Source organism: Sphingopyxis sp. (assembly GCF_036675685.1).
Lineage (GTDB): Bacteria > Pseudomonadota > Alphaproteobacteria > Sphingomonadales > Sphingomonadaceae > Sphingopyxis.
On sequence record NZ_JAKFEM010000005.1, the window covers coordinates 200,609 to 214,492 of the forward strand.

15 protein-coding genes are annotated in these 13,884 nt (G+C 66.1%); 10 read left to right on the forward strand and 5 right to left on the reverse strand.

The features are described from left to right. Positions 1-7: 7 nt before the first annotated feature. Positions 8-1,369, reverse strand: a complete 1,362-nt coding sequence (locus V6M50_RS03170) for a NupC/NupG family nucleoside CNT transporter (protein WP_332817085.1) — start codon at positions 1,367-1,369, stop codon at positions 8-10. Between the two features lie 116 nt (positions 1,370-1,485). Here V6M50_RS03170 and V6M50_RS03175 point away from each other — a divergent pair, with 116 nt between their 5' ends. From V6M50_RS03175 to V6M50_RS03200, 6 genes are read left to right on the forward strand one after another with little or no spacing between them, the layout of a single operon-like run. Next, positions 1,486-2,133 (forward strand): queuosine precursor transporter, encoded by a 648-nt coding sequence (locus V6M50_RS03175; protein WP_332817086.1) that lies wholly within the window; start codon positions 1,486-1,488, stop codon positions 2,131-2,133. Continuing rightward, on the forward strand, positions 2,130-3,038 hold the full coding sequence (gene argB, locus V6M50_RS03180) for an acetylglutamate kinase (protein ID WP_443030472.1): 909 nt from the start codon (positions 2,130-2,132) through the stop codon (positions 3,036-3,038). Before V6M50_RS03175 ends, argB begins: the two co-directional genes overlap by 4 nt. Before the next feature lie 44 nt (positions 3,039-3,082). After that, the gene (locus V6M50_RS03185) at positions 3,083-3,382 is read left to right on the forward strand and encodes a YggT family protein (RefSeq protein ID WP_332817151.1); all 300 of its coding nucleotides are present in this window, start codon (positions 3,083-3,085) and stop codon (positions 3,380-3,382) included. Beyond that, positions 3,382-4,287, forward strand: coding sequence for a bifunctional methylenetetrahydrofolate dehydrogenase/methenyltetrahydrofolate cyclohydrolase FolD (folD, locus tag V6M50_RS03190; protein ID WP_332817088.1), 906 nt, complete (start codon positions 3,382-3,384; stop codon positions 4,285-4,287). Before V6M50_RS03185 ends, folD begins: the two co-directional genes overlap by 1 nt. Further along, positions 4,287-4,958: a hypothetical protein gene (locus tag V6M50_RS03195; RefSeq protein ID WP_332817089.1), complete on the forward strand. Its 672-nt coding sequence runs from the start codon at positions 4,287-4,289 to the stop codon at positions 4,956-4,958. Before folD ends, V6M50_RS03195 begins: the two co-directional genes overlap by 1 nt. Beyond that, positions 4,955-5,584 (forward strand): MarC family protein, encoded by a 630-nt coding sequence (locus V6M50_RS03200; protein WP_332817090.1) that lies wholly within the window; start codon positions 4,955-4,957, stop codon positions 5,582-5,584. The genes V6M50_RS03195 and V6M50_RS03200 overlap by 4 nt, the downstream gene beginning before the upstream one ends. A 7-nt stretch (positions 5,585-5,591) precedes the next feature. Here the strand turns inward: V6M50_RS03200 and V6M50_RS03205 are convergent, their stop codons facing one another. Both V6M50_RS03205 and V6M50_RS03210 read right to left on the reverse strand, forming a co-directional pair. Further along, on the reverse strand, positions 5,592-5,975 hold the full coding sequence (locus V6M50_RS03205; RefSeq protein ID WP_332817091.1) for a VOC family protein: 384 nt from the start codon (positions 5,973-5,975) through the stop codon (positions 5,592-5,594). A gap of 92 nt (positions 5,976-6,067) precedes the next feature. Next, complete coding sequence (locus V6M50_RS03210) at positions 6,068-6,757, reverse strand: OmpA family protein (protein ID WP_332817092.1); 690 nt, start codon at positions 6,755-6,757, stop codon at positions 6,068-6,070. A gap of 251 nt (positions 6,758-7,008) precedes the next feature. Between V6M50_RS03210 and V6M50_RS03215 the strand changes: the two genes are divergently transcribed. Beyond that, complete coding sequence (locus tag V6M50_RS03215; RefSeq protein WP_332817093.1) at positions 7,009-8,334, forward strand: hemolysin family protein; 1,326 nt, start codon at positions 7,009-7,011, stop codon at positions 8,332-8,334. 681 nt (positions 8,335-9,015) lie between these two features. On the opposite strand, the gene V6M50_RS03220 is transcribed toward V6M50_RS03215, so the two are convergent. Next, complete coding sequence (locus tag V6M50_RS03220) at positions 9,016-9,792, reverse strand: hypothetical protein (RefSeq protein WP_332817094.1); 777 nt, start codon at positions 9,790-9,792, stop codon at positions 9,016-9,018. 170 nt (positions 9,793-9,962) lie between these two features. Further along, positions 9,963-11,240, reverse strand: coding sequence for a phosphoribosylamine--glycine ligase (purD, locus tag V6M50_RS03225; protein WP_332817095.1), 1,278 nt, complete (start codon positions 11,238-11,240; stop codon positions 9,963-9,965). Here purD and xseA point away from each other — a divergent pair. From xseA to V6M50_RS03240, 3 genes are all read left to right on the forward strand, one after another. Then, the gene (gene xseA, locus V6M50_RS03230; protein WP_332817096.1) at positions 11,239-12,663 is read left to right on the forward strand and encodes an exodeoxyribonuclease VII large subunit; all 1,425 of its coding nucleotides are present in this window, start codon (positions 11,239-11,241) and stop codon (positions 12,661-12,663) included. The genes purD and xseA overlap by 2 nt on opposite strands. Before the next feature lie 76 nt (positions 12,664-12,739). Beyond that, positions 12,740-12,952 carry a DUF2093 domain-containing protein gene (locus V6M50_RS03235; protein ID WP_332817097.1) on the forward strand — a complete coding sequence of 71 codons (213 nt, stop codon included), beginning with the start codon at positions 12,740-12,742 and terminating at the stop codon, positions 12,950-12,952. Further along, a complete protein-coding gene (locus V6M50_RS03240) occupies positions 12,949-13,878 on the forward strand; it encodes a M23 family metallopeptidase (protein WP_332817098.1) in 930 nt (309 codons plus the stop codon). The genes V6M50_RS03235 and V6M50_RS03240 overlap by 4 nt, the downstream gene beginning before the upstream one ends. Positions 13,879-13,884 lie beyond the last annotated feature (6 nt).

Consider the following 13,884-nt stretch of genomic DNA (forward strand, 5'->3'; position numbering starts at 1 on the left):
CGGCAGGTCAGGACGTCTTGGTGGATTCGGTTGCTGGAACGTCCGCTGGCGCCGCTTCGGGTGCCGGAGCAGGTGCTATGGCCGCCTCTGCCGCGGGCGTCGGCGGCGGAGGTGCCGCCAGCGGCGGGGCGATGCCCAGCATCAGCCCCGCAAGCGCCGCCGACATCAGGTTCGACAGGCTGCCCGCGAGCAGCGCCTTCAACCCCAGCTTCGCGATCATCGGGCGTTGGTTCGGGGCAAGCCCGCCGGTGACCGCCATCTGGATCGCGATCGAGCTGAAATTGGCGAAGCCGCAGAGGGCAAAGGTCGCGATCGCGACCGCCGCCGCCGACATGGCGCCCTGCGCCCGGCCGAGGTCGATGAAAGCGACGAATTCGTTGAGCACGACCTTGCTGCCGAACAGCCCGCCGACGCCCGCGCTTTCTTCCCACGGTACCCCCATCAGCCACATCACGGGGCGGAAGATCGTGCCGATGATCGCCTGGAACGACAGGCCGTCGACGCCGAACCAGCCGCCAATGCCCGCGAGCAGGCCGTTGGCGAGCGCGACGAGCGCGACGAACGCCATGACCATCGCGCCGACCGCAACCGCCAGCTTGACGCCGGTCTGCGCACCCTGCGCCGCCGCCATGATGATGTTGGCGGGCTTTTCCTCGTCGTGGCTCGCCTCGGGCATCACGATCGGTTCGATGCCGATGTCCTTGGGATCGTCGGGCATCATGATCTTGGCCATCAATATGCCGCCGGGCGCCGACATGAAACTGGCGGCGAGCAGATAGGGGAGCAGGTGCGGGCCGATCATCCCCGCGTAAGCACCGAGGATCGTTCCGGCGACCCCCGCCATGCCCACCGTCATCACGGTGAACAGCTGCGGCGGGGTCAGACCGGCGAGATAGGGACGGATGACGAGCGGCGATTCGGACTGGCCGACAAAGATGTTCGCCGCCGCGCCCAGGCTTTCGACCTTGGTGATGCCGGTGACCTTCTGGATCGCGCCGCCGACCCATTTGATGATCAGCTGCATGATCCCGAGATAATAAAGCACCGAGATGAGCGAGGCGAAAAAGATGATAACAGGCAGCGCGCCGATCGCGAACACCGCCTTGCCATAGGGCGCCTGCGTCAGCACTTCGCCGAACAGGAATTTCGTGCCCTCGTCGGCATAGCCAAGAAGGTTCGACACGCCGTTCGACATCGCCTGGATCACCGCACGGCCCCACGGGGTGCCGATCACCAGCACGGCGAAACCGGCCTGGAGCAGGAAGGCGGGAATGACGATGCGCAGGCGAATCCAGCGACGGTTCGACGAAAAAAGCACGGCAATTGCGAGCAATGCGACGATGCCGAGCAGACCGATCAGGCGTTCCATAATTTCTGTGCGTCCCCCGCAAATTGTTACCCGTGTCTAACGGCCTTTGGCGGCGGGGCAAGTCTGCGCCGATGCGCCATCTTTCCACCCGCCGCAAAAGCGATTAAGCGGCCTCGATGGAAAATAGCCCTTCGCGCGTGATCGCGCCCTCGTTGCTGCTGTTCGCGATCCTCTACGGCGGCATGGTTCCGCTCGGCGGTTTTCTCGGTGCGAAGCAGGTGGCGCTCGGTTCGCTTGCGGTTGAAGCCGGGATTTTTCCTTTTCTGACACTGATCGCCATCTCCAGCGGCATTGCCGAACTCCACGGCCGCATCGTCGCCGACAAGCTGGTGCGACTGGGCTTCATTCCCCTCATTCTCGCGATCATCCTGACGGTGTTCGTGCTGCAATTGCCGACCGACGAGGGGATGTACGAGCCGGCCAAGGAGGCCTTCCCGATCATCGTCGGACAGGGTTGGCGCATGATGGCGGCGGGTATCCTCGCTTATGGCGTGTCGGTCAGTCTCAACGTCTGGCTCTTTTCGCGGATGACCGCGAATAATGGCCGGCTGCTGCCGCTGCGCGGCTTCATCGCCGCGGCATTGAGCCAGATCGTCGATACGTTGATCTTCATCACCGTCAGTTTTTATGGGGTTCGTCCGATCGCTGACCTGATGCTCGGCCAGATGATCGCCAAGGTTGTCCTGTCTGCTGTGATGGTACCGCTGCTCGTTATGGCGGTGGTTGCGCTCGGCCGCCACCTCGATGCGAAGAACGCAGGATGATGTCGATGACCGATCCTTCAAAAATGCCGGACCTGCTCGCCAAGGCCGAAACGCTCGTCGAGGCGCTGCCCTATTTGCAGCGCTATGCCGGCGAGACTTTCGTGATCAAATATGGCGGCCATGCGATGGGCGATGCCGAGGCGCAGCGCGATTTCGCCGAGGATGTCGTGCTGCTCAAAGCCGTCGGGATCAATCCGGTGGTCGTCCATGGCGGGGGACCACAGATCGGCGCGATGCTGAAGCAGCTCGGGATCGAATCGACCTTCGTCGGTGGGCTGCGTGTCACCGACGCCGCGACCGCCGAGGTCGCGGAGATGGTGCTGGCGGGCAAGATCAACAAGGAAATCGTCGGCTGGCTCGCCGCGCTCGGTGGCCGCGCGGTCGGCATTTCGGGCAAGGATGCGAACCTCGTCCTCGCCGAAAAGGTCAGCCGGACCGAGCCCGACCCCAATTCGGGGATCGAGCGGCATGTCGACCTGGGCTTCGTCGGCGAACCCGTCGCGGTCGACCCGACGATCCTCGTCAATCTGACGAAGGATAATTTCATACCCGTAGTCGCGCCGGTTGCGCTCGGCGCCGATGGCGCGACCTATAATATCAACGCCGACACGATGGCGGGGGCGATCGCTGGCGCGCTCGGGGCAAAACGCTTCTTCCTGCTCACCGACGTTGCCGGCGTGCTCGACAAATCGGGGGGGCTGCTCACCGATCTCGACCGGCCGGCGATCGACACGCTGAAAGCCGACGGGACGATTACGGGGGGTATGATCCCGAAGGTCGAGACCTGCGTCGCCGCGGTCGATGCCGGGGTCGAGGCGGCGGTCATCCTCGACGGGCGTATCCCGCATGCGATGCTGCTGGAAATTTTCACCGCGAGGGGTGCAGGCACGCTCATTCACCGCTAAGACGCCTGAAACGCCCCCTTTACGGAGAACCCGCCTTGTTTCTCATGATCCTCCAGATCGTCCACATCATCCTGACGGTGCTGTGGTGGTTCATCATCGCGCAAGCGGTGATGTCGTGGCTGATCGCGTTCAACGTCATCAACACCCACAATGATTTCGTCAATCAGCTGTGGACGGTGCTCGACCGGATCACCGAGCCGCTTTATCGCCCCTTCCGACGCATCATGCCTGACTTTGGCGGGCTCGACCTGACGCCGATGCTGGTGCTCATCATCATCATCATCCTCGACGGGCCGGTGCTGAACTATCTCGCCCGCCTGGCCTATGCCAACGGGATGGCGTGATGACGGTTGAAACCGCTGCGCAGGTGATCGACGGCAAAGCCTTTGCCGCCGGCCTGCGCGCGCGGATTGCCGATGCCGTTCCGACGTTCACAGCCGCAACGGGCCGTGCGCCTGGTCTGGCCGTGGTGCTGGTCGGCGATGATCCGGCGAGTGCGGTCTATGTCGGATCGAAGGGTAAGGCGACGGTCGCCGCCGGCATGGAAAGCTTTGAACATCGCCTGCCCGCCAGCGCGTCGCAGGCCGAGGTCGAGGCGCTGCTGCGCCAGCTCAACGCCGACGAGGCGGTCGACGGCATCCTGCTCCAATTGCCGCTGCCCGGCCATCTCGACGAGCAGGCGGCGGTCGCGACGATCGATCCCGACAAGGATGTCGACGGGCTCACCCCCGTCAGCGCCGGACGCCTCGCACTCGGCATCCCGGGGCTCGTGCCCTGCACCCCCTATGGCTGCCTGCTGCTGTTGCAGGACCGGCTCGGCGACCTCAGCGGCAAGGACGCGATCGTCGTCGGCCGCTCGATCCTCGTCGGCAAGCCGATGGCGCAGCTGCTGCTCGGCGCCAATTGCACTGTCACGATGGCGCATAGTCGCACGAAGGATCTGCCCGATCTCGTCCGCCGTGCCGACATTGTCGTGGCAGCGGTGGGGCGCGCCGAAATGGTGAAGGGCGACTGGATCAAGCCCGGCGCCGTCGTCATCGACGTCGGCATCAACCGCCTGCCGCCCGCCGCGGGCGAGGCGAAGGGGCGGCTGGTCGGCGATGTCGACTATGCCGGGGCCGCCGCGGTCGCCGATGCGATCACGCCCGTGCCGGGCGGTGTCGGTCCGATGACCATCGCGTGCCTGCTACGCAACACACTCGTCGCGGCGCACCGCCGCGCAGGGCTGGCCGATCCGGAGGGTTTTTGATGCGTCGTCTGTTGATCCCTGCGCTTGCCCTGTCGCTGCTGGCAGGCTGTGCATCGGATCCCGACGATCTCCGCAACCGGCCGCTCTCGGCCAATCCCAGCGCTTTCATCGCGGCCGAAATCGGCTTTGCACGGCTCGCGCAGGAAAAGGGGCAATGGACTGCCTTCCGCGAAACCTCGCATCCCGATGCGGTGATGTTCGTGCCGCAACGCGTGAAGGCGCGCGACTGGCTGAAGTCGCAGAAGGACCCCGCCGAAGCGGTGAAGTGGCAACCGCACGCCGTCTATGTCAGCTGCGACGGCAATGCCGGCGCAACGACGGGCGCGTGGCAGAAGGGGCCGGCGAACGGCTTTTTCAGCACGGTCTGGGTGCGCGACGAAAAGGGCCGGATCAGCTGGATCCTCGACCATGGCGACGGCCTGGCGAGCCCACGCGAAGCGCCCGATTTCATTGAATCGAAACAAGCGGTCTGCGGCTCGCGCCCCGCCGTGCCGATCGAGGCGGGCGCCGAGGGAGAGGATATGGCCGTCGGCCTGTCGCGCGACCAGACATTGAGCTGGACCTCGACCGTGCGGCCCGACAAATCGCGCCGCGTGACAATCCGCCTGTGGGACGGCACCAAGATGGCGAGCGTTATCGACGATCAGGTCGCGGCCCCCAAACAGCCATGATCGATCTCTTCATCTCGGCCTTTGTCACGCTGTTCGTGGTGATCGACCCGCCGGGCTGCGCGCCGATCTATGCCAGCCTGACCACCGGGGCGAGCGCCGAACAGCGCCGGTCGATGGCGATCCGTGCTACCGTGATTGCGGGCCTTATCCTCGTCTTTTTCGCGATGTTCGGCGAAGCGCTGCTGAGCTTCCTCCATATCGATCTCGACAGTTTCCGCATCGCGGGCGGGATCATGTTGTTCATCATCGCGATCGACATGGTGTTCGAAAAGCGCACCGAACGGCGCGAACAGCGCGCCGAAAAGGTGAAGGCAACCCCCGAGGTCGAGGATGTTTCGGTCTTTCCGATGGCGATGCCGATGCTCGCCGGTCCGGGGTCGATCGCATCGGTGATGCTGCTCGTGGCGCAGAACAACGGCCTTGACCGCGCGTTCGTGATCTTTGGCGCATTGCTGCTCGTGCTGATCCTGACGCTGGGTGCGCTGCTCGCGGCGGGACCGCTGATGCGACTGATCGGCAACAAGGGTGAGGCGGTGATCACCCGCCTGCTCGGCGTACTGCTCGCCGCGCTCGCGGCGCAATTCGTGATCGATGGGTTGAAAGCGAGCTTTCCGTCGCTGACCTGATCCTCGCTCAACCGTCCTCTTGGCCGAAATCGTAAAATATACGCAGGATATTGGCATCGACGTCCTGTGCGAAAAACTCATAGAGCCGATAAGGCTTGGCCTTCGGCGGCGCGGCGATCGTCACCCCGACCGTGGCCCATTGATCGTGCAGCACGTCGACTTCACCGCGGTTTGCAAGATTGATCCACAGGACGACCGGCGCCTGGTTGCCGAGGCCCGAGCGATAAGCCGCGTCGGCGAGGAATATCCGCGCGTCGTCGCGCGACAGCCCCGCAAGGCCGAGCTGCGTGTCCGACCAGTCGATCGTGAAACCCAGCCGATCCCGATAATAGGGCAGCGCCTCAGCCAAGTCGCGGACCGGCACTTCAGGACATATGGACGGGAAGGTCATGGCGAAAGTCCCCTGCACCTCGGATGAAGTGCATATAGCAAAAGGGCGCCGCCCGGAAGCGACGCCCTTTCTGTCCACGGGAATGGACGAGATCAGTTCGCGGCGTTGACGTCGGCTTGCGTCACCGGCGCGATGCGGATTTCGACGCGGCGGTTGCACTGATAATCGGCCTCGCCGCGCTCGGGCGAGCATTTGAGCTGCGTTTCGCCATAGCCCATCGTCGCCATGCGCGCGCGCTGGATGCCGCGGCCGCCCAGATAGTCGGCGACCGACGCGGCGCGGCGTTCGGACAAGCCCTGGTTGTAGGTGTCGCTGCCCGTCGAATCGGTGTGGCCGTACACGTCGATATAGGTGCTGGGATATTCGGCGAGGGTCGACGCGACGCTGTCGAGCGCGCTGCGGAACTGCGATTTTACCAGCGCGCTGTTGTAATCGAAGGTCACGTCGCCGGGCATGTTGAGCACCAGCTGATCGCCCTGGCGCTCGACGTCGATTCCGGTGCCCGCGGTGCGTTCGCGCAGTTTCTTTTCCTGCTGGTCCATATAATAGCCCGCGCCCGCGCCAGCGACCGCGCCGATGCCCGCGCCGACGATTTCCTCGGTGCGGCTGTTGCGTCCGCCGATGAGGTCGCCGAGCAGATAGCCGCCGAGCGCGCCGCCGACGCCGCCGATCGCGGCCTTCGAAATTTTCCGCTCGCCGGTTACCGGGTCGGTCACACAGCCGGTCAGCGCGATCGCGCTGATCGCCGCGAGGGTGGTGAGCTTGATCGTCTTAATCTTCATTGTTTCGCTCCCTTTGTTCGGCGGCCCCTCAGGTCCTGCGAATGCCGCCTTCATGCCGATAACATATCGCCGCGCATCTGGTTCCAAAATCCGGCTGAACGGCGACTGAGCTGGGCGTTCAGGCGCGCGCCATTGTGCATCGCGGCGCCGTTCAGGCGCGCGCCATTGTGCATCGCGGGGACTTTCGCTTATAGGAGGCCGATGACCGATCCTTATAGGGGCAAGGCGCCGGTGCGCCCGCAACATATCCCATGACCCCCTTTCCCTGGTCCGACGTTGCGATCATCGCTGTCCTGATCCTCTTGAACGGCGTTTTCGCCCTCTCCGAACTCGCGATCGTCTCGGCGCGCGGGCCGCGCTTGCAGGCGGCGGAAAGGCGCGGGAGCCGCGGCGCCGCCGTCGCGCGCCAGCTTGCCGCCGATCCCGGGCGCTTCCTGTCGACGGTGCAGGTCGGCATCACGCTGATCGGCATCCTTGCGGGCGCCTATTCGGGTGCGAGTCTAGGCGGTCCGGTCGGCGAGCGATTGCAGGCGCTGTTCGGTCTCGACGACGAGAACGCGCAGGCCGCGGGTTTTGCCGTGGTCATCGCCGTGACCACCTATTTTTCGCTGATCGCCGGTGAACTCGTCCCCAAGCAATTCGCGCTGCGCGCGCCCGAACCGATCGCCATTTTCATGGCGCTCCCCATGCTGTGGCTGTCGAAAATCGGGGCGCCGCTCGTCTGGGTGCTCGACGCCAGTTCGGCGCTGGTCTTTCGCCTGCTCGGGCTGAACCGCGAATCCGAAGACCGGGTGACCGCCGAAGAACTGCACCTGATCGTCGCCGAAGCGTCGAAATCGGGGGTGATCGAGGAAAGCGAACGCGCGATCATCTCGGGCGTCGTGCGCCTCGCCGACCGCCCGGTGCGCGAGGTGATGACGCCGCGCACCGACGTCGACTGGATCGACATCGCGTCGGACGCCGATAGCGTCCGCGCCAAGCTGCTCGAAACCCCGCACACCCGCATCCCCGTCGCGCGCGGCTCGGTCGACGAACTCGTCGGCGTCGTGCAGGCGCGCGACATTGCGGCGGCGCTGTTCCGCGGCGAAGCGCTCGACCTCGAGCGGCTGACCCGTTCGGCGAAGGTCATCCACGACCAGATCGACGCGATGGACGCGCTCGAAGCCCTGCGTGTGGCCGAAGTGCCGATGCTGTTCGTCCACGACGAATATGGCCATTTCGAAGGGCTGGTGACCCCCGCCGACCTGCTGGCGGCGATCGCCGGCGAATTCGCGTCGGACCAAGACATCGGCAGCGAGCCTTTTGTCGTCGAGCGCGAGGATGGCAGCCTGCTGATCGCGGGGTCGATGCCCGCCGACCAGATGGCCGAACGGCTGGGGATCGAACTGGCCGGCGACCGCGACTATGCGACCGCTGCCGGCCACGCCCTCGCGATCCTGAAGCACCTGCCCAAGGAAGGCGAGCGCTTCGCCGATAAGGGCTGGCGCTTCGAGATCGTCGATATGGACGGACGCAAGATCGACAAGCTGCTCGTCACCGAGATCCGTAAACCGAAGGATGAGGCGGACGGCGGCTAGCTTGTCCCCGTGCCGGGCTGCCGCAAATGACGGCCTTGCCGCGCCTTAAGGTGACCGGGGTTGCCGCAATCGGCAGTCAAGATGTCGCTTTGGTCACCTTACGCGACGGTCGCGGACGGTCGCTCCGCCGATGCGGGGCGATTAATGCAAACGGTGCAAAGAGCCGAGCCGAGAAGGTTGGTATGGGCGGATAATATAGGACAGCAATTTTTCGGGTGGTCGCCTGCTGTCGGCTTTGGGGTGGTGAACCGCCATGGCCTTCTTTCGTCATCCCGGGCTGGATCCGGGATCCGGTCGGCGCAAGGGCCGCGTAATATTCCAAAGTTCAGTAAAGTTCAGCCCTATGCGCCCCCCCGATTTGGACCTCGCGGTGTGCTGGGCGCGCCCGGCACGCCCCGCCGTGGTCGCCCCGCACGCCGGGCATCGACCGCTTTATCCACCAAATGAAAGAGCCGGATGAAGGCTGGCACAGCCGGATAATGTAGGAAAGGCTTATTTGAAGGCGACGCCTGCTTTGGAGTGGGGAGCGGACGTTCAATCCTTGTCATGCTGAACTTGTTTCAGCATCCACGGTCCGCACTTTAATCACGCGCGGCGCCCAAGGATACGGCGGGCCATGGACCCTGAAACAAGTTCAGGGTGACGAAGAAGGATAGGTCCACTTCCGGTCGAAAACGGATCTTAGAGCTCACCGCCGAGCGCGCCATATTTCGCTTCGAACCCGGCCTTGTCGCCGCGCGCGAGATAGCCCGCCTGGTCGACCAGATTGTCGCGCGCGATACGGCCCTGGAAGGCGCCGAGCTGCGGGTCGATTGCGGCGACATCGGCATCGGTCCAGTCGGCGATCTGGCGGAAGCTGGTGACGCCGAGGCCGCTCAGCAGTACGACGAGTTTCGGCCCGACGCCCTTGAGCAATTGCAGATTGTCGGCGGTGACCGCCGACGGTGCCGGGGCGGGTTCGGGTGCCGTCGGCGGTGGAACAGCCGATTCCTCCGGAATGGCTGCGGCGGCTTCGGTCGGCACCGGCTTGGCCGCAGCCTTCTTCGCCGCGGCTTTGGGTGTCGCTTTCGCTGCGGGCTTTGCGGCGGGCTTCGCCGCCGGTTCTTTTGCCTTCTTTGCGACAGGCTTCGCGGCCGTCTTGGGCTTTGCCGGGGCTTTGGGTGCCGCGACGACTGGCGCAGGGGCGGGAGATGCCGGCTCGGCAACGGGCTCGAGCTTGGGCGGCGGCGGGGGCGCCGCGACGGGCTGCGGCTTGGGCTCGATCGGTTTGAAGCGCGCCGGTTCGGCGGCGATGATCTCGGGCTTTACGGGTTCGAGCGGCTTGACGGGCTTGGCCGGTTCGGCGGCGGGCGGCGCAATCTCTTCGGGCTTCGAGCGCCCGAACAACCACCAGAGCAGCACGACCGCCACGACCAGTCCGACAACCGCAATAATGTAATTTTCCTGAAGCCACGCCATGGTTGTCTCCGCTCCTGATTTTGGTTCAGCCTATGCGGGCCAATTGGCTCGGTCTACCCCGAGGGATCGACCCGCATGAATTTCTTCGTCATTCCCGCGAAAGCGGGGACCCAGCGAGCCGACGTTGCAACTGGGTTCCCGCTTTCGCGGGAATGACGCGGTGGGAGAGTTCACTCCGCTTCGCGCGCGACCTCGCGCCATCCGATGTCGCGGCGGCAGAAGCCGGTCGCGAAATCGAGCTTGTCGACCGCGGCATAAGCCCGCGCCTGCGCCTCGGTAACAGTGCGGCCCGTCGCGGTCACATTGAGCACGCGGCCGCCCGCGGTGACGATCTGGCCGTCGCTGTGCGCGGTTCCGGCGTGGAAGACCCGCACGCCGCCGGTCTCGGCACCGGCGATACCGTGGATCGCGCCGCCCTTTTCGGGCGCGGCCGGATAGCCATTGGCGGCCATCACGACCGTCAGCGCATAGTCGCTCGCAAAGGCGGGTGGCGTCGCGCCGGCGAGCGCGCCGGTCGATGCGGCATGGAGCAGTGCGGCGAGGTCCCCCGCATAGCGCATCATCAGCACCTGGCATTCGGGGTCGCCGAAACGGCAATTATATTCGATCAGCTTCGGCCCCGCGTCGGTGAGCATCAGCCCCGCGAACAGCACGCCGACATAGGGGGTGCCCTCGGCGGCGAGCGTCGCGACCGTCGGACGGATAATGCGGTCCATCACGGCGGCTTCGAGATCGGGGGTGAGGACGGGCGCCGGGCTGTACGCGCCCATCCCGCCGGTGTTCGGCCCGGTATCGCCGTCGCCGACGCGCTTGTGATCCTGCGCGCTGCCGAACGCCATCACGTCGGCGCCGTCGGAGAGCGCGAAGAAGCTCGCTTCCTCGCCGGTCATAAATTCCTCGATCACCACCTCGGCGCCGGCACCGCCAAAGGCGCCGCCCATCATGTCATCGACCCCGGTTTTGGCCTCCTCGCGCGTTTCCGCGATGATCACGCCCTTGCCCGCGGCGAGCCCGTCGGCCTTGATCACGACAGGGATCGAAAAGCCTTCGAGCACCGCATGTGCTTCCTCGGCGCTCGTGCAGCGGACATAGGCGGCGGTCGGGATGCCGGCACGCGCGCACAAATCCTTGGTAAAGCCCTTCGACCCTTCGAGCCGCGCCGCCGCGGCGCCGGGGCCGAAGACCGCGACGCCCTGGTCGCGCAGCCGGTCGGCGAGGCCCGCGACGAGCGGCGCTTCGGGACCGACGACGACGAAATCGATCGCATGCGCTTTGACGAAGGCAATCAGGCCATCGAGATCGTCGGCGGCGATGGCAACGCATTCGGCATGCGCCTCGATCCCGGGATTGCCCGGTGCGGCATAGAGCTTGGCGCAGCTTGGCGATTGTGCCAACTGCCAGCTAAGCGCATGTTCGCGGCCCCCCGATCCGACCAGCAGGATATTCATGTCTGTCCCTTTTCCCGACCCGGCGTCCGACGATGACACCGCCGCGCGGCTGTTAGCCGAGGCAGCGCCCGGCGACAATGCGCCCGCGCTGTCGGTCAGCCAATTGTCGGCGGCGATCAAGCGCACGGTCGAGGACGGCTTCGCGCGCGTGCGCGTGCGGGGTGAATTGTCGGGGACGAAGCGCGCGGCGTCGGGGCATTTTTACGCGGCGCTGAAGGACGACAATGCGCTGATCGACATGGTGATGTGGAAGGGGCAGGCGGGGCGGCTTGCCTTCCGGCCCGAGGACGGGATCGAGGTGATCGCGACCGGCAAGCTCACCACCTATCCCGGCCGCTCCAAATATCAGCTCGTTGTCGATACGCTCGAGGTCGCGGGCGAAGGCGCGTTGATGCTGCTGTTCGAAAAGCTCAAGGCGCGGCTCGGCGCCGAGGGGCTCTTTGAGCGCGACCGCAAACAGGCACTTCCCTATCTGCCCGCCACCATCGGCGTCGTGACGTCGCCGACCGGCGCCGTGATCCGTGACATCCTTCACCGGCTCGCCGATCGCTGCCCGACGCGGGTGATCGTGTGGCCGGTGCTCGTGCAGGGCGACGGCGCGGCGGCGCAGGTCGCCAATGCGATTCGCGGCTTCGATGGACTCGCGCCCGGCGGGCCGGTGCCGCGGCCCGACCTGGTGATCGTCGCGCGCGGCGGCGGTTCGATCGAGGACCTGTGGGCGTTCAACGAAGAGGTAGTCGTGCGCGCGATCGCCGATTGCCGCATCCCGACGATCAGCGCGGTGGGGCATGAAACCGACGTCACGCTCGCCGATTATGTCGCCGATGTGCGCGCGCCGACACCGACCGCGGCCGCCGAAATGGCGGTGCCCGTGCGCGCCGAACTGCAGGCGCAGCTCGCGACCTGGGGCGGCCGGACGATCGGTGCCGCGAACCGCCACCAGTCGCTGGCGAGCGAGCGGCTGACCGCGCTGGCGCGGCACCTGCCGCGCCGCGAGGCGCTCTATGCGCCGCAGCGCCAGCGGCTCGACGACAATGGCGACCGGCTCGATCGCAGCCAGCGCCACCGGCTGGCGGTCATTGCCGAGCGGCTCGCGACGCGCGGCGCCGCGCTGCGGCCGGGATTGCTCGCACGGCGATGGGATCGCGACCGCGCGCTGCTCGAAGGACTGGGGCGGTTGTTGACCTCGCTCGATCCGCGGGCGCTGCTCTCGCGCGGCTATGCGATGGTCCGCGATGCGGGCGGTTCGATCGTCACGACCGCCGCCAAGGCACAGGATGCCGGGCATCTCAGCTTGCAGTTCGCCGACGGCGACGTACCGGTACAGGTAAGCGGCAGCGATGCGCCGCCATCGCCGTCGCCGAGACCGGTGCGAAAGGCGCCGCCCGCGGCGCCCAAACGGGGGCAGGGCGAGCTTTTCTGAGATTGCCGGGGGTGGCCGCGCGGCGCGATGCTGTTATAGTCGCCGTCATGACATCCCGACGAATGGACAGAGAATCATGTTGATCGCCAGCCGCAACCGCCTTGCCCGCCTCCAGTACGGACCGAACGGGTTTCGTGTCCTTGCCCCCGGCGACCATGTGCTGTGCGCGGTGACCGGCGTGCCGATCGGCCTCGACGAACTGCGCTATTGGTCGGTCGCGCGGCAAGAGCCCTATGCCACCGCCGCGATTTCGGTGCAGGCCGAACAGGACAGCGCGCGCGGGGCATGAGTTTCGCGCGATATGGGTCCCGCTATACGGTGGCGCTGCCGCTGCTGATCGTCGCGGCGAACTGCGTACCGCCGACTGAGGCTCCTGCCGCGCCTATGCCGTCTCCCGCCGCTGGCGTCACGTCGTCGACGGCGAAGGGCGCGTATGATGTTCCGATGAGGTTTCCGGACTTCATACTTTTCGGCAATCCGGAACAGGGCCGGGCGCTGAAGGCGCAGGCGCCGACCAATACCCGGCAAGTGCTGTTCAACGGCCAGCCAATCCCTCTGGCGGAGGATGGCCAATTCCTGATCGCCTTCGATCGCGACGCTCCCGCCACCGCGCGATTGGTCGCGACGCTCGCCAATGGCCGGATAATCGAACATCCCATCACCGTAGCCCCGGGCACGTGGCGGATCGAACATATCAACGCCCCCTATCGCGGCAGCGCGTCGAGCGACGCCGATTTCGCGCGCCGCCGCCCCGCCGAGCTCGCGCAGATCGCGGCGGCGCGCGCGATGCAGGTCGATTCCAACGGCTGGAAGCAGCGTTTTCGCTGGCCGGTAACCGGGCGCTTGTCGGGCTTCTTCGGGTCGCAGCGCGTCTACCAGGGCAAGCCCGGAACCTACCATAGCGGAACCGATGTCGCGGTGCCGGCGGGCACAGCCTTCGTCGCGCCGGCCGACGGTGTCGTCGTGCTCGCGGCAGCGACGCCCTTCACGCTCGAGGGCAATCTGTTGATCGTCGACCACGGCATGGGCCTGAGCAGCGCGTTTCTCCATTGCCAGCGGCTCGACGTGAAGGTCGGCGACCGGATCGTGCAGGGGCAGCGGCTCGGAACGGTCGGCCGGACCGGGCGCGCGACGGGGCCGCATATGCACTGGGGGCTGAAGTGGCGCGATGCCCGTCTCGACCCTGGAAAGCTGGCTGGCCCGATCGGCGGCTAACCGATG